This window comes from Craurococcus roseus (assembly GCF_039523795.1).
GTDB classification, from domain to species: domain Bacteria; phylum Pseudomonadota; class Alphaproteobacteria; order Acetobacterales; family Acetobacteraceae; genus Craurococcus; species Craurococcus roseus.
On sequence record NZ_BAAAFZ010000053.1, the window covers coordinates 1 to 17,536 of the forward strand.

A 17,536-nucleotide genomic window follows, 5' to 3' on the forward strand; every position below is an offset into this window, starting at 1 on the left:
GGCGCGGCGACGAAGGAGAGGAGCAAGGCCGCGCCCAGGGCGAGCCCGGGAACCCACCGCCGCACCCCCGTGGCGCCCCTACCCACGGCCCGCTTCAGCGCGTCGCATCGACGTTGAAGCGCGCCTGGCCGAGGTCGCCGCCCGGCCCGCGCAGGGTGACGGTGGCCCGGAACTTGCCGTCGAACGGGAAGTCCACCCGCGCCGCCAAGCGGTTCGTTCCGGCCGGCCGGAACTCCATCGTCCGGCGCTCGTTGCCGCGCGCCAGCGCCACGGCCGTCGCGCTGAACCGCGAGGCGTCCACCGGCTGCTCCTTCTCGTCCGAGATGGCCAGGGTCGCGTCGCCGCCCCGCACGTTCAGCTCGACCTCGTAGGGCCCGATCTTCTGCTCCTGGCCGGTGTGGGCGTGCCCGTGGGCGCCGCCCGCCCCCTGCGCCCGGGCCGTCGGCGCCGCCGCCGCGGCGATCGACGCCGCCGCCACGGCCATCGCCGCCGAGATCATGTTTCTGCGCTGCATGGGTGCTCTCCTTCGGCCACGGTTGAGAAGACTCGCCCGCCGCCCTCACGACGCCCCCCTCGGCGTGGCGGCCGTCGTCGCGGGCGGAAACCGGACGGCGCCGGCGGCGTCCGTGGCGGCGGCGACACCGCGCGGCGCCGGGCGATGGGCGTCGCCGTGGGCGACGGGCAGTGCGACCACGGCCGACAGGCCCCTCCCCTCCGGGCGGTTCAGCAACCGCAGCGTGCCGCCTTCGGCCTCCACCGCCCGCCGGGCGATGGTCAGCCCGAGGCCGACGCCGCCGGTGGCCCGGTTGCGGCTCGCCTCCAGCCGGCGGAACGGCTCGAACACCCGCTCCAGCTCCGCCTCCGGGATGCCGGGCCCCTCGTCCGAAACCTCCACCACCGCCCGCCCCGGTTCCCGTTGCAGCGCCACGCGCGCGCCGCCGCCGTGGGCGACGGCGTTGCCGACCAGGTTGGCGAAGGCGCGGCGCACCGCCACGCGGCGCAGCGGCAGAACCAGCGTTTCGGGGCCCTCGTAGGCCACGTCCCCGCCGGCGTCGGCCGCGGCGTCGCAGACGGTCCGCAGCACGGTCACCAGGTCGGTGGAGCGGGGCTCCTCGGCCTCGCGGCCCTCGCGGAGGTAGGCCAGCGTCGCCTCGACCATCGCCTCCATCTCGTCGAGGTTGGCGTCGATCCGGTCGCGCGCTTCGGCGTCGTCCAGGAAGCCGGCGTGGAGGCGCAGGCGGGTGATGGGAGTCCGCAGGTCGTGCGAGACGGCGGCCAGCGCCTGGGTGCGGTCCTCCACCAGCCGGCGGATGCGCTCCTGCATGGCGTTGAAGGCGCGAGCGGCGTGGCGGACCTCGGCCGGCCCTTCCTCGGGGACGCGGACCGGGCCCGCCGCGTCGCGCCCGACGCGGTCGGCGGCGGCGGAGAGGTCGCGCAGCGGCTTGGTCAGGCCCCGCACCACCAGCACGGAGGCCAAGCCGATGCCCGCGGCCATCGCCGCGAGGGAGGCCAGGCCCGCCGGGTCGAAGGGCGCGCCGCCGTGGCCGGAGCCGAAGACCGGCGCCGCGAAGGACACGGAACCCGCCTCGCCGATCGGCAGGGCGCCCACCAGCAGGTGGCGCTCGTCGTCGCCCCAGCCGAGCCGCACGCCCGCCGCAAGCTCCGGCGCCGCCTCCGCCAGCCAGTCCCGCACGGCCGCCAGCTCGGCGTCGGACCCGGAGGCGGCCACCGGCGGCGGCGGGGCGCCCCGGCGCCAGTGCAGCTCCAGCCCCGGGCCGGAAAGCGCGTGCGCCGCCCCGTCGCGCTCGGCTTCCGGGAGGGCGGCCAGGGCCCTGCCGGCCCGGGCCAAACCTTCGACCAGGGCGCGCTCCCGGGCCACGCGGTCGGCGCCGCGCACCGATGCCTCGTGCACCCAGACGCTCCCGAGGTGCAGCGCCAGCAGGCTGCCCAGCAGCACCAGCACGGTGCGGCCGGCCAGGCCGTCCGGCCACAGGCGGCGGGCGAGCGCCCGCCTCACGCCCGCTCCACCGGCGCCACGAACACGTAGCCGGCGCCGCGCACGGTCTTGATCAGCGGCGCCGCGCTCTCGTCGGGCTCGATCTTGCGCCGCAGCCGGCTGACCTGCACGTCCACGGTGCGGTCGAAGGCGTCGCCGAAGCGCCGGCGCCCCACCTCCAGCAACTGGTCGCGGCCGAGCACCCTCTGCGGGTGGGCGAGGAAGGCCATCAGCAGGTCGTACTCGGCGCCCGACAGGTCCACCGCCGCGCCGGCGGGCGAGACCAGCTCGCGCCGGCCGGTGTCGAGCGTCCAGCCGGCGAAACGCAGCAGCCGGCCGCCGCCGGCGGCGTGCGGCGCTTCGGCGGGCTGCCCCGCGGCGTCCGGGTCGCCGCCGCGGACGCGGCGCAGCACCGCGCGCAGGCGCGCCACCAGCTCGCGCCGGCCGAAGGGCTTGGTGACGTAGTCGTCGGCGCCGAACTCCAGGCCGAGGACCCGGTCGGTTTCCTCGCCGCGCGCCGTCAACATCACCACCGGCAGGCGGGAGGTCGCGCGGATTTCGCGCAGCAGATCCATGCCCGAGGCGCCCGGCAGCATGACGTCCAGCAGCACCAGGTCCACGGGCGGGGCGGCGTTGGCCAGCACCTCCCGCATCTCCCGCCCGTCGCGCGCGGCGCTGACGGCGAAGCCGTTCTCACGGAGCAGGCGGGCGAGGAGGTGCCGCACCTCGCCGTCGTCCTCGACCACGAGCACGTGCGGGTCCGGCTCCAGCGCGCCGCGCACGGGGCGCGGCGGCGCTTCGCCACCCGCTGGCGGGAGCCGCGGCGTCATCCGGCGGCCCCGGTCCGCGCGGGGGCCGGGATGGGCGGCGCAGGCGACGACGCGCATCCGTGCATGGGCGGGCCTCCCAGGGCCGAGGGGGTTCCGACCGGGGAAGTTCGCGGCGCCGAAGCGGCGCCCCGCCCTGCCTGTGCCCGGCCTGCGACGGGCGTATCGGCTTCCGCGTGTCGCAACATCTCCACATTATGACAAAACATTGCGGCCGATCCGGCGACCGGCCTTCCGGCCCTGGCCGGGAAACTCCGCCCGCCGTCATCGATGCGACGGAGCGGGAAAGCCCCACGCCGGCCCGTTTGGAAACCGAGCCTTCGCACGAGCCGGTCTCGACCACCCGCGCCGACGCGGGCGTGGAGGGAAATCGACACCCATGCGGGCGGCACCGCTTCGTCCCATGCCGCTGTTCGAGGTAATTGGGCGCGTGCCCGCAACAGCGCTTGGACGGCGTGGAGCGTGGCGCCGCGGTCGATCCGCGGGGACCGCGGTGATCAGGAGGCTAGGTTTGCCCGACGAATTCGAGAAGTTCCGGGAAGCGCAGGACAGAGCCGGCGAGCACCCCCGCCCTCTGTCGGAGAGCGCCCGGGCCCACGTCTCCGCCGTGGACACCCTCCGCGGCCTCACCGAGGACAGGCATCGGCATGACCTCACCATGCGGACGGCGGCGGACGCGATCGAGGAGTTCCGGCGGTCGGGCGCGTCCGGCTGGGCGTCCGCCCACCGGGAGGAGATGGGACGCACCGCCAAGCTCCTCGCCGACATGAACGACCCGACCCGGTTTTCGGCCATCAACGAGATCGGGCGTTTGGCGCGTGACATGGCCGGTTCATCGGAAGACGCGCGCCGCCTGGGGTTGTTGGGCTCCCCTTCAGTGGTGCAGCAAGAGATGGAGCGGGCGACGGCGCTCCGGGCCGAGTACGAGAGCCGCTTCCGCCTCCCGGGGACCGGCGAGGTCGGACGGCTCGCGCGTGAGATCGAGGAGCAGCGCAGCGCTTTGACGGCCTTCAGGGCCTCGCTCGTCCCCGGGGACGCCCTGCGCGCCGCGATGGGATCGATGCGCTCGCCCTGGCTCGACGCGCGGGACCGGATCGGGTCGGCGTTGGGCTTCGCCGAGGTCCAGGGTATAGGCGCCGCCCTCAGGGCTTCGCGGCCCTACGATCCCGCGTTGGCCACGACTTTGCGCGGCGGGCTGGGCGATTGGCGGGAGCCCCTGTCCTGGCCCGAGCGGATCTTCACGGAGCCCGCCGCCCGCTTCGATTTCTACGTCGAGCGGGGCTTCAATCCCCGGCTGACCGACTTCCCGGGCACCGCGATCGAAGAGGGCCGAGCCCTCGCCGGCCTGCACCAGCCGGCGCCGCCGATGGTCACCGAGTACGACGGCGCCGGCGGCGGCGGCGCGGAGCGGGACGAGGAATCGGCGGCCCCCGACGACGCCGATTTCGCGCGCAACCGGGCCGCCTTCGATCGGCTGCAAAGGTTCGAGACGCAGGTCCGGCGCTTCATCAATGAGCGGATGACCGCCGTTTTCGGCCCCGACTGGGCGAAGCGACAGGTGCCGGGCGAGATCCTGACGCGGTGGCGAGAGAAGAAGAACACGGCGCGCAAGAGGGGCGAGTCCGACCATCTCCTCATCGCCTACGCGGACTTCAGCGACTACATCCTCATCATCGAACGGGCCGACAACTGGAAAGGGGCGTTCGAGCCCGTGTTCCTCCGCAAGGAGGACGTCCGCGAATCCTTCCAGCGGCTTTTCCCGGTTCGGATCTGCACCGCGCACGCCCGCTTGATCACGGCGGACGACGAACTCTTTTTGCTGGCCGAGACCTACCGGATCGAGCGCGCGATGCGCGCCGCTTCCGGCCCGTGAGCGCGATGCCGATGCGCCCGCGGTGAGGCGGGGCCGTCGCGGTCGCGCCCTTGGGCAGGTGACCGCGCGCGGGGGCGGAGCAACCCCGAAGGATCGATTTCCCAGCGGGCCGTCATCAGGGTCGCGGGGCGAGGCCGGAGCGGCGGTCGTGCCCGTGGCCTTTGTCCGCGCCGCCGTGCTGGTGCGCGCCCCCCGCCGCGGCCGCCCAAGACGCATGCGGGTCGCGCCCGCCGTGCGCCCCGGGCAGCTCCGCCTGCACGGTGGCGTGGGTGATGCCGAAGCGCGCCTCCAGCATGGAGCCGAGCGCGTCCTCCAACCGGTCTTCGCGGGCGAGGGACGCTTCGACCTCGACGTGGGCCGTGAGCGCGACCTTGCCGCTGGCCAAGGCCCAGACGTGGAGGTCGTGCACCCCGCGCACGCCCGGGGTGTCCAGCACGGCCCGCTCCACCGCGTCGAGGTCGATCCCCTCGGGCACGCCCTCCAGCAGCACGTTCGCCGTCTCGCGCAGCAGCGTCCAGGTGCGCGGCAGCACCCAGAGGCCGATGGCCACGCCGACCGCGGGGTCCACCCACCGCCAGCCGGTCAGCCAGATGACCGCGGCGGCGGCGACCACCGCGACCGAGCCCAGCATGTCGGCCCAGACCTCCAGGTAGGCGCCCTTCATGTTGAGGCTGCCCGCGCTCCGGTCGCGCAGCAGCCGCATGGAAGCCAAGTTCACCGCCAAGCCGAGCAGGGCCACCAGCAGCATGCCGAGCGACTGCACCTCGGCGGGCTCGCGGAACCGGCGCACCGCTTCCCACAGGATGTACAGGGCCACCAGGAACAGCAGCGAGGCGTTGAAGGCCGCGGCCAGCACCTCGAAGCGGTGGTAGCCGTAGGTGCGGCGCCGGTCGGCCGGGCGGCGCGCGACGCGGACGGCCGCGACCGCGACCGCCAGCGCGGCGGCGTCGGTGAACATGTGCGACGCGTCCGACAGGAGGGCCAAGCTGTTGAACCAGAGGCCGGCCGCGGCCTCCGCCAGCATGAAGCCGCCGGTCAGGCCGAGCGCGGCCAGCAGCGCCCGCTCGTCGCCCCTCGCGCCCGCCGTGTGGTCGTGCCCCGCGCCCATCCCCGCCCCCGTCGCAATCCGTCACACGGCCGAGAAGATGTGACGGCGCCGTTCCGCCATCTGTCCCGTCGAAGGGGCGGCACCGGGCCGCCCCGCCCCACGACGGAGCCAGCCATGACCCGCCGCCTCGGCCTCCCCGCCTTAGCCCTGCTCGCGGCCTTCGGCGCGGGCGCCGACGCCCTCGCGCAGGGCAACCCGCAATCCTCCCCCGGCGACGCCTCCGGCCGGGCCGCGCTGCACCCCGCCGCGCCGCACTTCGACGGCCCGACCGGCGCGGGCCAGGAGGTCCACCGTCCGGTGCCGACACCGGGCGCGGCCGACGCGCGGCAGGCGCCGCACCTCGACAACACGACCGATGGTCCGACGCCGCACAAGACCGGGCCCGAGCAGCGCCAGGCGAACTCGGGTCCGGCGCCGCACCTCGACAACACGACGGACGGCCCCACGCCGCACACCGGGAGGCACTGAGCGCGGCGACGGGAGAACGCCGCGCCTCCCGCGCGGGAAGCGCGTCACAATGCGACGAAGTTTGTCCAGGCCGTGGTCGGCGTCCCGGCCGCTCCGCCCGGGCTTCCCACGCCCCCAGTGGGGAGGACGGCGCGGCCGGGAAAGGGCGGTTCGCCACCGGCCGTCGAGCGGCGAAACCGCGCTCGACGAAACACCGGAAGCCGCGCCGTCAGTGGCGGTGGTGACCGTGGTGGTGGTGGTGTTGCGGGCGGTGGTGCCCGTGGTGCGCCGCGCCGTGGCCACCTCCGTGATGATGGTGGTGGCGGGGCGCCGCGTGGTGGTGGTGCCCGCCGCCCGACCAGTGCCGGGGGGCGGCCGCGTACGGCGCCGCGCCGTAGGAAGGGTAAGCGCCGTAGGCGGAGTAAGCGGACGCCACTCCCAGGTGCGAGGGATGCGCGCAGGCCGGCGCCCCGGCCAGCAGAACCAACGCGGCGACGGCGGCGACCCTACGCATGGCGGAGCCCTTTCTTGCTGATCGACACCGTCAGCATTGGCTTCCAGCGTGTCCGGGCCGTGGCGGACCTCGGTCAGCATCGGGGCACGCCGCCCCTGGACGGTGGACACCGCGATTCCCGGCCGGGTGGACCTCGACGGCGCCCGCCGTGCCGCCGCCCGCCCCTGGCCCGACCCGCCCTCAGGGGACGTCTCGGACTTCCGCCGGCGAGAGCGCCTCGATGATGCGGCACTCGTTGACCGTCCCGTGGCGGCACTGGCCGATGAGGCCCTGGAGCTCGCGCCGGAGCGCCTCCAGGTCGGCGATCTTGCGCTCGACCTCCCCCAGGTGCTCGCGGGCCACCCGGTCCACCGCGTCGCACGGCCGATCCCGCTCGTCGGCGAGCCGCAGCAGCTCGCGCACCTGGTCCAGGGTGAAGCCGAGGTCGCGGGCGCGGCGGACGAAGCTCAGCCGCTCCAGGTGGGCGGTCCCGTAGGCCCGGTAGTTGCCCGCGGTGCGCGCCGGCGCCGGGAGCACGCCGACCCGCTCGTACCAGCGGATGGCCTCCACCGTGGTGCCGGTCGCCTTGGACAGGGCGCCGATGCTGAGCGGGTTTTCCGCGGCCATGGCCTTGACCCTGAAGCGACTACAGGGTCCATGTAGGGGGCCGTTCCCCCCGGACGCAAGCCGGGGGCCTCCCGCGGGAAGGGATGACGGCGATGGCGGACGGCGGACTGGCGGAAGCGGGCGAAAGGCCCCGGGCGGCCCTGCGCTACCGGGTGGAGGGCATGGACTGCCCGAGCTGCGCCGGGAAGATCGAGACGGCCGTCGGCCGCGTCGAGGGCACCGAGGACATCCGCGTCAACTACGGCACCCAGGTCCTGGCCTTCCGGCTGGACGAAGCGGCCACGCCCCGCGCCGCCGTGGAAGAGCGGGTCCGGAACCTCGGCTACGGCATCGCGCCGGTCGAGGCGCCGCGCGTCGTGCCGGGAGAGGCGGGCATGGCCGCCGAGGACCAAAAGAGGGGCAGTGCCCGGCGGCCCTGGTGGAGGGGCACCAAGGCCCGCTTGGCGGCCGCCATAGGCGCCCTGGCCGCGGCCGGCTTCGCAACCTCCCTCGCCGCTCCGTCCCTGGACCACTGGGCCTACCTGCCGGCCGCGCTGCTCGGCCTCGCCTTCTTCAGCCGCAAGGCGGTCGCGGCGGCGCGCGCGGGCTCGCCGTTCTCCATCGAGATGCTGATGTCGATCGCCACCGTGGGCGCGATCCTCATCGGCGCGACCTCCGAAGCGGCGGTCGTGGTGCTCCTGTTCACGGTGGGCGAGCTGCTCGAGGGCGTCGCGGCGGGTCGGGCCCGCGCGGGCATCGAGGCGCTGGGCGCCCTGGTGCCGAGGACCGCGCTCCGCGTCGGGGGCGACGGAACGGCCCGCGAGGTGCCCGCCGCCAGCCTGGAGGTCGGCGACCTCGTCCTGGTGCGCCCCGGGGACCGCGTCTCCGCCGACGGCGAGGTCGTGGAGGGCGCGTCCGAGGTGGACGAGAGCCCGGTCACCGGCGAGTCCGTCCCCGTGCCCAAGGCGGAGGGCGCCCCGGTGTTCGCGGGCAGCGTCAACGCCTCGGGCGCGCTCCAGGTCCGCGTGTCGAGGCCCGCCTCGGACAACACCATCGCCCGCATCGTCCGCCTGGTGGAGGAGGCGCAGGAGGCCAAAGCGCCCACCGCCCGCTTCATCGAGCGCTTCTCGGCCGTCTACACGCCCATCGCCGTCGCCGCCGCGGCCCTGGTCGCGGTGGCGCCGCCGCTGCTCCTCGGCGCGGACTGGGGCACCTGGGTCTACCGCGGCCTGGCGCTGCTGCTGGTGGCCTGCCCCTGCGCCCTCGTGCTCTCGACGCCCGCGGCCATCGCCTCCGGGCTGGCGGTCGGCGCCCGGCGCGGCCTGCTCGTAAAGGGCGGCGGCGCCCTGGAGGCCATCGGGCGCGTGCGCGCCGTCGCCTTCGACAAGACCGGCACCCTGACCGAAGGGCGGCCGCGTGTGACCGACGTCCTGGTCCTTTCCGGCTCGGAGCGCACCGTGCTCGGCCTCGCCGCCGCGGCGGAGAACGGCTCCAGCCACCCGCTGGGCCGCGCCATCCTGGAGCGGGCGGAGGCGGACGGCATCCCGCTGCGGCCCGCCAAGGACGCCCGCGCCATCCCGGGCAAGGCCGTCGAGGCGGTGGTCACCGGCAAACGCGTGACGGTCGGCTCACCCAGCCACGCCGCCGACCAGGCGGCGCTCCCGGGCGATGCGGAACGGGCGGTCGCGGGGTGGGAGGACCAAGGAAAGACGGTGGTGGTCGTGTCCGTGGACGGGGCGCCGACCGGCCTCGTCGCGGTGCGGGACGAACCGCGGGCGGACGCCGCCGCGGGCATCCGGGCGCTGGGCGCCATGGGCGTGCGCTCCGTCATGCTGACCGGCGACAACCCCCGCACGGGGCGCGCCATCGCGGGGGCGCTCGGCCTCGACGTGAAGGCGGGCCTGCTGCCGGCGGACAAGCTGCGCGAGATCGGCGCCCTCAAGGAAAAGGCGCCGGTCGCCATGGTGGGCGACGGCATCAACGACGCCCCGGCGCTGGCCGCCGCCTCGGTCGGCGTCGCCATGGGCGGCGGGACCGACGTGGCGCTGGAGACCGCCGACGCCGCGCTGCTCAACGGCCGCGTCCTGGACGTGGCCGCCCTGGTCGGGCTGTCGCGCGCGACGCTCGCCAACATCCACCAGAACGTCGCCATCGCGCTCGGCCTGAAAGCGGTCTTCCTCGTCACCACGGTGGTGGGCGTCACCGGCCTCTGGCCCGCCGTGCTGGCCGACACCGGCGCCACGGTGCTGGTGACCCTGAACGCCCTGCGGCTGCTCGGATACCGCTTCAAGGGAGTGGCGGCGCATGGCTGAGGGCGGCCCTCCGCCCAAGGCGCGCCCCGCCTGGACGTGGGGCGCGGCGGCGGCCGCGCCGGCCTTCGCGCTGGACCAGGCGACGAAGTGGTGGGCGCTGGCCGAGCTGATGGATCCGCCCCGCGTCATCCCCGTCGCCCCGTTCCTCGACTTGGTGCTCGGGCACAACCGGGGCGTCAGCTTCGGCCTGCTGTCGGCGGACCACCCCGCCGCGCCCTGGCTGCTGTCCGCCCTCGCCCTGGCGGTCGTCGCGGGCCTCGTCACCTGGGCGGCGCGCGACCGGCGGCCGTGGACGGCCCCCTCGGTCGGGCTCGTCGCCGGGGGCGCGCTGGGCAACGTCGCCGACCGCCTGCGGCACGGCGCCGTGACGGACTTCCTGGACTTCCACGCGGCCGGCCACCACTGGCCCGCCTTCAACCTCGCCGACGCCGCCATCTTCGTCGGCGTCGCGTTGCTGGTCCTGGCCGGCGGGAGGGGCGAACCAGCGCGCGCGCCGACCTCCGCGGCGCGGTCCTGAGGGCCGGGGCCGCCGTGGACCCGCTCCTCCAGATGTCCGGCCTGCTGACCGCCTTCCTGGCCGGGATGGTCTCCTTCCTCTCGCCCTGCGTGCTGCCGCTGGTGCCCGGCTACGTCTCCTACGTCGCCGGGCGCTCGGCCGCCGCCGTACAGGCGCCGTCGGACCGCCTCGCCACGGTCGGCCTCGGCCTCTGCTTCGTCCTGGGTTTCGCGACCGTCTTCGTGGCGATGGGCGCGGGCGCGTCGGCGCTGAGCCAGGCCCTCATCCGCTACCGCTACGAGGCGGGGATCGCGGGCGGTGTGGTCGTCATCCTGTTCGGCCTCATGACCGCGGGGGTCCTGCGGTTGATGCCGCTGCAGCGCGACCTCCGCTTCATGCCGACGCTCAGCGGCGGCACGCCGCTCTCCGCCTACGTGCTCGGACTGGCCTTCGCGTTCGGCTGGACCCCCTGCATCGGCCCGGTGCTCGGCGCCATCCTGGCGCTGACCGCGACCGGCGAGGTCAGCCACCTCGGCGTCGTGCTCCTGGCCGCCTACGCCGCCGGGCTGGGCGTGCCCTTCCTGCTGGTGGCCGCCTCCGCGGACGCCTTCCTGCGCGGCCCGTTCCGCGCCCTGCGGCGCACCGGCCGCGTCCTCCAGTTCGCGGCGGGCGGCGTCATGGTGGCGATGGGGGCGGCCATGATCACCGGCCACCTCACCGACTTCGCCGTTCTGGTGCTCCGGCTCTTCCCCTCGCTCGGGAGCATCGGATGAGCGGCGGCGACGACGACCTCCCCAAGGACCTGGCCCACATCACGCCCGCCTACCGCCGGGCGCTGTGGGTCGTGGTCGGGCTCAACGTCGGCTACGGCCTGGTGGAGATGTTCGGCGGGTTCGTCTCCGGCAGCCAGGCGCTGAAGGCGGACGCCCTCGACTTCCTCGGCGACGGCCTGATCAGCTTCCTGGGCCTGCTGGCCATCGGCTGGAGCCTCGCCTGGCGCGCCCGCTCGGCGCTGGTCCAGGGCCTGTTCCTCGCCGTGCTTGGCGTGGGCGTGCTCGCCGCCACCGGCTACCGGGTGCTGGTGCTCAACCAGCCCGAGGCCGAGCTGATGGGCCTGTTCGGCGCCGTCGCGCTCGCGGTCAACGTGGCCGCGGCGGCGGTGCTGCTCCCGCACCGGACGGGCGACGCGAACGTCCGGGCCGTCTGGCTGTTCAGCCGCAACGACGCCATCGGCAATCTCGCCGTGGTGGTCGCGGCCGGCCTCGTCTGGTGGACCGGCACGCCGTGGCCGGACCTCGCCGTGGCCGTCGTCATCGCCGGGCTCTTTCTGCAGTCGGCGTGGTCGATCGTCCGCGATGCCTTGGGCGACCTGCGCGGAGCGGCCCATGTCTGACGTGGTTCGCGCCCGGCGGAACCTTCCCGTGCGGGAAGGCCGTAGTCGTCGCAGGCAACCATAAAAGGAGGACGCCCGCACCCCCCGTGTCCGTACTGCCGCTCCCCCGGCCAGCCCAGGCCGGCTACGGCCAGCCACCAGCCGCCTCCAGGAGCGTCACCCCGAATACGTCTCGGCAGAGGGGCTGGTCGCTCGCCCTTGATCCGAGCATGGTTCGTCGCCACGCTGTAGATCATGCGGGCCCCGCCCATCCGGCGTTTGGTCACGGTCCTGTCCGTGCTGGCGCTGCTGCTAGCTGGTTTCGCCGCGGCCTCGGTCGCGGCGGACGAGCCTTGCGGCGCGGACATGGCTGCGGCCATGGCGGCAGCCAACGGTGCCCCCTGCGACGGGCAGGACATGCCGGCCGATCCCGAGAAGGCGTCCAGTTCGGCGGCATGCTTCGCCAAGTGCCCGGCGCCGCTGATCGCGCGGGCCCCCGCCCCGTTCGTCCTGACGTACGTTCAGCTCCCCGCGCAGGCGCCCCGCCATTCGGCGCTGGTCGGCGTCGGCGTCGCTCCCCCGCTCGAACCTCCCCGCGCCTGAGTCCGCTCGGCCCGCCGGCCGAGCGCGGCCACGGTCGCGCCGCACGAGCGTGATCAAGGCCGGTCCAGCGGCGTAGGCCCGCGTGCGACCCACGCGAGACTGGCCGCGCCGTCGTGCGCGCCGTCCACCCGGTGGCGCGCTGGGTTCGAGACGCGGGAAACGACACGATGACCGATTGGACAAATCGCGCCTGTGCGGCCGCGCTGGCCGTGGCGGCCGCGCTGGCGCCCGCTGCCGGCGCCCTCGCCGCGGCGCAGGACTACGAGTTCCGTTTGGTGACGCCGGAGGTGAAGCAGGGCGACGGCGCGGTGGTCGCGGTCCGCCTCGTCCACAAGCCCTCGGGCCGCGCCGTGCCGAACGCGGTGGTCTATGGCACCCGGCTCGACATGTCGCCCGACAACATGCCGACCATGACCATGCCGTTGGCACCGGTCCCCGGCGGCGAGCCCGGCGTCTACCGCTTCCGGACCAACCTGGCCATGGCGGGCGGCTGGGCGCTGACGCTCACCGCCAAGGTGCAGGGCGAGGAAGGCACGGTCGAGAACCGCCTCGTCTTCCGCGCGACGCCCTGAGGGGCGCGCGCATGCGACGCGCCATGCTCGCGGCGCTGGTCCCCGCGGCGGTCGGCTTGGCCGCCGCGGGCCACCAAGCCGTGCGGGCGGGCTGGATCCCGGGGCTGGGACCGGCCGCCGCTTTGGAGCAGCAGCAACAGCCAAGTGGGCCGACGCGGCCCGCCACTGGCGGCCGCGTGCTCTACTACCGGCACCCCGACAGGCCGGAGTACGCGCCGGAGCCGCGCCGGACGGAGGACGGGCGTGACTTCCGCGCGGTCCGCGCCGGCGAGGATGCCGAGCCGCCGGACCCGGCCGCCCCGCCGCCCACCGCGGCGGCGGGCCAGACGGGACAACCCCTGGCGCAAGGGGGCGGCGCGGAGGGCGGGCCCCGGCGCGTCCTCTACTACCGCAACCCGATGGGCCTGCCCGACACCTCGCCGACCCCCAAGAAGGACTCGATGGGGATGGACTACGTCCCCGTCTACGAAGGCGAGGACGCGGACGGGACCACGGTGCGGGTGGCGCCGGGCCGGATCCAGGCCACCGGCGTCCGCTCCGAGCCTGTCGCCCGCCGCGAGGTCGTCCGCCCCGTCCGCGCCCCCGGCACGGTCCAGCTCGACGAACGGCGGGTCGCGGTGGTCGCGCTGCGCGCCGAGGCCTTCGTCGAGCACGTCGAGGACGTCACGACCGGCGACCGGGTGCGGCGCGGCCAGCCGCTGCTCCGGCTCTACTCGCCTGACGTGGTCGCCGCCGGCGCCCAGTACGTCTCGGCGCTCGCCGTCGCCCCGGGGTCCGGCATGGCCAACGCGGACGGCGCCCGTCGGCGGTTGGAGAACCTCGGCGTGCCGCCGCAGGTCCTGGCCGAGATCGAGCGGACGCGGCGCATCCCGGCCTCCTTCGTCTGGCCGGCCCCGCGCGACGGCGTGGTGCTGGAGCGGAACGTGTCGGACGGCATGCGCACGCCGGCGGGCGAGGTGCTGTTCCGCATGGCCGACCTCTCGGTCGTCTGGGTGGTGGCCGACCTGCCCGAGCGCGAGCTGGGCAGCGTCGCGCTCGGGCAGGTGGCCGAGGTGCGCCCGCGCGGCCTGCCCGGCAGGGCCTTCACCGGCCGCATCGCGCTGGTCTATCCGCAGCTGAACACGGCAACGCGCACCGCCCGGGTGCGGATCGAGTTGCCGAATCCGGACGGCGCGCTGCTGCCCGGCATGTACGCCGAGGTGGAGATAGCCGCCGGCGGCGGCGGCCCGTTGGTCGCCGTCCCCGCCTCCGCGGTGATCGACAGCGGCACCCGGCAGGTGGTCATCCTCGACCGCGGCGAGGGCCGCTTCGAGCCCAGGGAGGTCAAGCTCGGCCGCCGCGGCGGCGGCTTCGTCGAGGTCCGCGAGGGAGTGGCCGAGGGCGACCGCGTGGTTGTCGCCGCCAACTTCCTGATCGACGCCGAGAGCAATCTCAGGGCCGCGCTGCGCGGCCTGACGGCCGCCGCCCCGGCCGGGGAGGGGGGCAAATGATCGCCCGCATCATCGCCTGGTCGGCGCGCAACGTGTTCCTGGTGCTGGTCGCCACCGCCTTCGTGGTGGCGGCCGGGGTCTGGGCGGTGCGCAACACGCCGCTCGACGCGCTGCCCGACCTCTCCGATGTCCAGGTGATCGTCTACACCGACTACGCGGGCCAGGCCCCGCAGGTGGTCGAGGACCAGGTCACCTACCCGCTGGCCTCGGCCATGCTCACCGTGCCGCGCTCCAAGGTCGTGCGCGGCTTCTCCTTCTTCGGCGCGTCCTACGTCTACATCATCTTCGAGGACGGCACCGACCTCTACTGGGCGCGCAGCCGCGTGCTCGAGTACCTCAACGCTGCGGCGAGCCGGCTGCCCCGCGGGGTGACGCCGGCCCTCGGCCCCGACGCGACGGGGGTCGGCTGGGTGTTCCAGTACGCGCTGCTGGCCAAGGACCTCACGCTCGCCGAGCTCCGCTCGCTGCAGGACTGGCGCGTCCGCTACGCCCTGGCCCGGGCCGAGGGCGTGGCCGAGGTGGCCGCCGTCGGCGGCTTCGTCAAGCAGTACAACGTGGTGGTCGACCCGCTGCGGCTGCGTGGCCTCGGCATGTCCATGGAGCGGGTGCGCGAGGCGATCCGCACGAGCAACCAGGACGTCGGCGGCCGCACGGTGGAGATGTCCGAGTTCGAGTACATGGTGCGCGGGCGCGGTTACCTGCGCGGCGCCGAGGACCTGGAGCGCATCGTCCTGCGCAGCGAGGGAGGCACCCCGTTGCTGCTGCGCGACGTCGCGCGGGTCGAGATCGGGCCCGACGAGCGGCGCGGCATCGCCGAGTTGAACGGCGAGGGCGAGGTGGCGAGCGGCATCGTGCTGCAGCGCTTCGGCGCCAACGCGCTCGACGTCATCGGCAACGCCAAGGCGAGGCTGGCCGAGATCCTGCCGAGCCTGCCCAAGGGGGTCGAGATCGTGCCGGTCTACGACCGCTCCGGCCTGATCAACGACGCGATCGAGACGCTCAAGCACACCCTCGTCGAGGAGAGCATCATCGTCGCCCTGGTGACGGTGGTGTTCCTGCTGCACGTGAGGAGCGCTCTGGTGGCGATCCTCATGCTGCCGGTCGGCGTGCTGATGGCCTTCTTCGCCATGAAGCTGATGGGCATCGGTTCGACCATCATGAGCCTGGGCGGCATCGCCATCGCGGTCGGCGCCATGGTGGACGCGGCGATCGTCATGATCGAGGCCGCCCACAAGCACCTGGAGCGGGCGCCGCCCGACGAGGCGCGCCTCGAGGTGCTGACCGAGGCCGCGGCGGAGGTCGGCCCTGCGCTGTTCTTCAGCCTGCTGGTCATCACCGTCTCCTTCCTGCCGATCTTCGCGCTGGAGGAGCAGGAAGGGCGGCTGTTCGGGCCGCTGGCCTACACCAAGACCTTCGCCATGGCGGCGGCGGCGCTGCTCTCCGTCACGCTGGTGCCGGCGCTGATGGTGGTCTTCGTGCGCGGGCGGATCCTGCCGGAGCGCCGCAACCCGGTGAACCGGCTGCTGATCTGGCTCTACCGCCCGTTCATCCGCGTGGTGCTGCGGGCGCGCGTCCTCACCATCCTGGTCGCGGCGGCGGCGCTGGCGGCCACCGCTTGGCCGGCGGCGCGGCTGGGCGGCGAGTTCATGCCCACCCTGAACGAGGGCACGCTGCTCTACATGCCCACCACGCTGCCCGGCCTGTCGGTGACGCGGGCGGCGGAGCTGCTGCAGACGCAGGACAGGATCATCCGCTCCTTCCCGGAGGTGGCCTCGGTATACGGCAAGGCGGGGCGGGCGGCGACGGCGACCGATCCGGCGCCGACCGAGATGTTCGAGACGGTGATCCGGCTCAAGCCCCGCCCGGAGTGGCGCCCGGGCGTCACCACGGACGGCCTGGTCGCCGAGATGGACCGGGCATTGCAGTTCCCGGGCGTCAGCAACGCCTGGACCATGCCGATCAGGGCGCGGATCGACATGCTCTCGACCGGCATCCGCACCCCCGTCGGCGTCAAGGTGTTCGGGCCCGACCTGGCCGAGATCGAGCGGCTGGCGCGCCAGGTCGAGGCGGTGGTGCGCGCCGTCCCCGGCACCTCCAGCGCCTACGCCGAGCGGATCATCGGCGGCTACTACCTCGACATCGTGCCCGACCGGGACGCGCTCGCCCGCTACGGCCTTTCGATCGGCGACGTGCAGGCGGTGGTGGCGACGGCGCTCGGCGGCGAGACGGTGACCACCACCGTCGAGGGGCGCGAGCGCTACGCCGTGAACGTCCGCTACCCGCGGGAGCTGCGCGACGACCCGCAGGCGATCGCCACGGAGGTGCAGGTCCCGCTGCCCGGGGGAGGCGGCGGCTCGGTTCCGCTCGGGGAGGTGGCCCAGGTCGGCCTCAGCCGCGGGGCGACCTCCATCCGGACCGAGAACGGCCAGCCCGTGGGCTACGTCTTCGTCGACATCCGCGACCGCGACCTCCGCGGCTACGTCGAGGAGGCGCGGCGCGCGGTGGCCGCCGAGGTGGCCTTCCCGCCCGGCTACCGCGCGGCCTGGAGCGGGCAGTTCGAGTACCTGGAGCGGGCCGAGGCGCGGCTGCGCGTCGTCGTCCCGCTCACCGTCATGGTCATCTTCCTGCTGCTCTACCTGAACTTCCGCGCCATCGCCGAGACGCTGATCGTCATGCTCTCGGTGCCCTTCGCGCTGGTGGGCGGCGTTTGGCTGGTGTGGTGGATGGGCTTCAACATGTCGGTCGCGGTGGCGGTCGGCTTCATCGCGCTCGCGGGCGTCGCGGCCGAGACGGGCGTGGTCATGCTGATCTACCTCGAACACGCGCTGGCCGAGATCCGCGCCCGGCGCGCGGCGGAGGGTCGGGAGCTGACGCGGGCCGATCTGCGCGAAGCCATCATGGAGGGCGCGGTGGAGCGCGTGCGCCCGAAGATGATGACCGTGGTCGCCATCATGGCCGGGCTGCTGCCGATCCTGTGGAGCGAGGGCACCGGCTCGGAGGTGATGCGGCGCATCGCGGTGCCGATGGTGGGCGGGATGGTGTCCTCCACCCTGCTCACGCTCCTGGTGATCCCGGCGGTCTACAGCCTGGTGAAGTCCCGGGGACTGCCGCGCGGAGCCGCGGCGGACCCGGCGCCCGGCATCGCTCCCGGGCGATCGCCCGCGTCGGCGCGCCCCTGGCCCGCCACGCAGGCGGGGGAATAGCGCATGGCCTGGCCTTGCGGAAACTCGGTCTGCCTGGATGGCGACCGGTCGCGCCGCGGCTCCCCACCGCCGTGCGGTCCACCACGCGCGGCGCTTCCACCGGGTCCGTGCCGGCGGCCTCGGAGGCCTACGCAGGTG

16 protein-coding genes are annotated in these 17,536 nt (G+C 74.7%); 10 read left to right on the forward strand and 6 right to left on the reverse strand.

The features are described from left to right. Positions 1–94 precede the first annotated feature (94 nt). The 3 genes from ABD067_RS16710 to ABD067_RS16720 are packed head-to-tail and all read right to left on the reverse strand — an operon-like array spanning position 95 to position 2,826. On the reverse strand, positions 95–514 hold the full coding sequence (locus tag ABD067_RS16710; protein ID WP_343896490.1) for a hypothetical protein: 420 nt from the start codon (positions 512–514) through the stop codon (positions 95–97). 45 nt (positions 515–559) lie between these two features. Continuing rightward, on the reverse strand, positions 560–2,017 hold the full coding sequence (locus ABD067_RS16715) for an ATP-binding protein (RefSeq protein WP_343896491.1): 1,458 nt from the start codon (positions 2,015–2,017) through the stop codon (positions 560–562). Further along, positions 2,014–2,826, reverse strand: a complete 813-nt coding sequence (locus ABD067_RS16720) for a response regulator transcription factor (protein WP_343896492.1) — start codon at positions 2,824–2,826, stop codon at positions 2,014–2,016. Before ABD067_RS16720 ends, ABD067_RS16715 begins: the two co-directional genes overlap by 4 nt. Before the next feature lie 508 nt (positions 2,827–3,334). On the opposite strand from ABD067_RS16720, the gene ABD067_RS16725 reads away from it, so the two are divergent. Then, the gene (locus ABD067_RS16725) at positions 3,335–4,696 is read left to right on the forward strand and encodes a hypothetical protein (protein WP_343896493.1); all 1,362 of its coding nucleotides are present in this window, start codon (positions 3,335–3,337) and stop codon (positions 4,694–4,696) included. A gap of 115 nt (positions 4,697–4,811) precedes the next feature. Here the strand turns inward: ABD067_RS16725 and ABD067_RS16730 are convergent, their stop codons facing one another. Beyond that, a complete protein-coding gene (locus tag ABD067_RS16730; RefSeq protein WP_343896494.1) occupies positions 4,812–5,804 on the reverse strand; it encodes a cation diffusion facilitator family transporter in 993 nt (330 codons plus the stop codon). Positions 5,805–5,918: 114 nt separating this feature from the next. On the opposite strand from ABD067_RS16730, the gene ABD067_RS16735 reads away from it, so the two are divergent. Then, positions 5,919–6,272, forward strand: a complete 354-nt coding sequence (locus tag ABD067_RS16735; protein WP_343896495.1) for a hypothetical protein — start codon at positions 5,919–5,921, stop codon at positions 6,270–6,272. 208 nt (positions 6,273–6,480) lie between these two features. Here the strand turns inward: ABD067_RS16735 and ABD067_RS16740 are convergent, their stop codons facing one another. Both ABD067_RS16740 and ABD067_RS16745 read right to left on the reverse strand, forming a co-directional pair. Beyond that, positions 6,481–6,765 (reverse strand): hypothetical protein, encoded by a 285-nt coding sequence (locus ABD067_RS16740; protein ID WP_343896496.1) that lies wholly within the window; start codon positions 6,763–6,765, stop codon positions 6,481–6,483. A 180-nt stretch (positions 6,766–6,945) separates the two neighbouring features. Beyond that, positions 6,946–7,371: a MerR family transcriptional regulator gene (locus ABD067_RS16745; protein WP_343896497.1), complete on the reverse strand. Its 426-nt coding sequence runs from the start codon at positions 7,369–7,371 to the stop codon at positions 6,946–6,948. Between the two features lie 83 nt (positions 7,372–7,454). On the opposite strand from ABD067_RS16745, the gene ABD067_RS16750 reads away from it, so the two are divergent. From ABD067_RS16750 to ABD067_RS16785, 8 genes are all read left to right on the forward strand, one after another. Beyond that, complete coding sequence (locus ABD067_RS16750; RefSeq protein WP_343896498.1) at positions 7,455–9,662, forward strand: heavy metal translocating P-type ATPase; 2,208 nt, start codon at positions 7,455–7,457, stop codon at positions 9,660–9,662. Continuing rightward, the gene (gene lspA / locus ABD067_RS16755) at positions 9,655–10,179 is read left to right on the forward strand and encodes a signal peptidase II (protein WP_343896499.1); all 525 of its coding nucleotides are present in this window, start codon (positions 9,655–9,657) and stop codon (positions 10,177–10,179) included. The genes ABD067_RS16750 and lspA overlap by 8 nt, the downstream gene beginning before the upstream one ends. Before the next feature lie 14 nt (positions 10,180–10,193). After that, on the forward strand, positions 10,194–10,931 hold the full coding sequence (locus tag ABD067_RS16760) for a cytochrome c biogenesis CcdA family protein (RefSeq protein WP_456305256.1): 738 nt from the start codon (positions 10,194–10,196) through the stop codon (positions 10,929–10,931). Beyond that, positions 10,928–11,551: a cation diffusion facilitator family transporter gene (locus tag ABD067_RS16765; protein WP_343896500.1), complete on the forward strand. Its 624-nt coding sequence runs from the start codon at positions 10,928–10,930 to the stop codon at positions 11,549–11,551. The genes ABD067_RS16760 and ABD067_RS16765 overlap by 4 nt, the downstream gene beginning before the upstream one ends. A gap of 234 nt (positions 11,552–11,785) precedes the next feature. After that, on the forward strand, positions 11,786–12,133 hold the full coding sequence (locus tag ABD067_RS16770; protein WP_343896501.1) for a hypothetical protein: 348 nt from the start codon (positions 11,786–11,788) through the stop codon (positions 12,131–12,133). 167 nt (positions 12,134–12,300) lie between these two features. Further along, complete coding sequence (locus tag ABD067_RS16775) at positions 12,301–12,705, forward strand: FixH family protein (protein ID WP_343896502.1); 405 nt, start codon at positions 12,301–12,303, stop codon at positions 12,703–12,705. 11 nt (positions 12,706–12,716) lie between these two features. After that, entirely contained in the window at positions 12,717–14,195 is a 1,479-nt protein-coding gene (locus ABD067_RS16780) for an efflux RND transporter periplasmic adaptor subunit (RefSeq protein ID WP_343896503.1), read from the forward strand. Then, on the forward strand, positions 14,192–17,398 hold the full coding sequence (locus tag ABD067_RS16785; RefSeq protein WP_343896504.1) for an efflux RND transporter permease subunit: 3,207 nt from the start codon (positions 14,192–14,194) through the stop codon (positions 17,396–17,398). The genes ABD067_RS16780 and ABD067_RS16785 overlap by 4 nt, the downstream gene beginning before the upstream one ends. Positions 17,399–17,536 lie beyond the last annotated feature (138 nt).

Bases quoted from the DNA above. Each gene is read 5' to 3' on its own strand.
- ABD067_RS16710 (WP_343896490.1), bottom strand. From the start codon at position 514: ATGCAGCGCAGAAACATGATCTCGGCGGCGATGGCCGTGGCGGCGGCG.
- ABD067_RS16720 (WP_343896492.1), bottom strand. From the start codon at position 2,826: ATGACGCCGCGGCTCCCGCCAGCGGGTGGCGAAGCGCCGCCGCGCCCC.
- ABD067_RS16730 (WP_343896494.1), bottom strand. From the start codon at position 5,804: ATGGGCGCGGGGCACGACCACACGGCGGGCGCGAGGGGCGACGAGCGG.
- ABD067_RS16735 (WP_343896495.1), top strand. From the start codon at position 5,919: ATGACCCGCCGCCTCGGCCTCCCCGCCTTAGCCCTGCTCGCGGCCTTC.
- ABD067_RS16740 (WP_343896496.1), bottom strand. From the start codon at position 6,765: ATGCGTAGGGTCGCCGCCGTCGCCGCGTTGGTTCTGCTGGCCGGGGCG.
- ABD067_RS16745 (WP_343896497.1), bottom strand. From the start codon at position 7,371: ATGGCCGCGGAAAACCCGCTCAGCATCGGCGCCCTGTCCAAGGCGACC.
- ABD067_RS16750 (WP_343896498.1), top strand. From the start codon at position 7,455: ATGACGGCGATGGCGGACGGCGGACTGGCGGAAGCGGGCGAAAGGCCC.
- lspA (WP_343896499.1), top strand. From the start codon at position 9,655: ATGGCTGAGGGCGGCCCTCCGCCCAAGGCGCGCCCCGCCTGGACGTGG.
- ABD067_RS16765 (WP_343896500.1), top strand. From the start codon at position 10,928: ATGAGCGGCGGCGACGACGACCTCCCCAAGGACCTGGCCCACATCACG.
- ABD067_RS16770 (WP_343896501.1), top strand. From the start codon at position 11,786: ATGCGGGCCCCGCCCATCCGGCGTTTGGTCACGGTCCTGTCCGTGCTG.
- ABD067_RS16775 (WP_343896502.1), top strand. From the start codon at position 12,301: ATGACCGATTGGACAAATCGCGCCTGTGCGGCCGCGCTGGCCGTGGCG.
- ABD067_RS16780 (WP_343896503.1), top strand. From the start codon at position 12,717: ATGCGACGCGCCATGCTCGCGGCGCTGGTCCCCGCGGCGGTCGGCTTG.
- ABD067_RS16785 (WP_343896504.1), top strand. From the start codon at position 14,192: ATGATCGCCCGCATCATCGCCTGGTCGGCGCGCAACGTGTTCCTGGTG.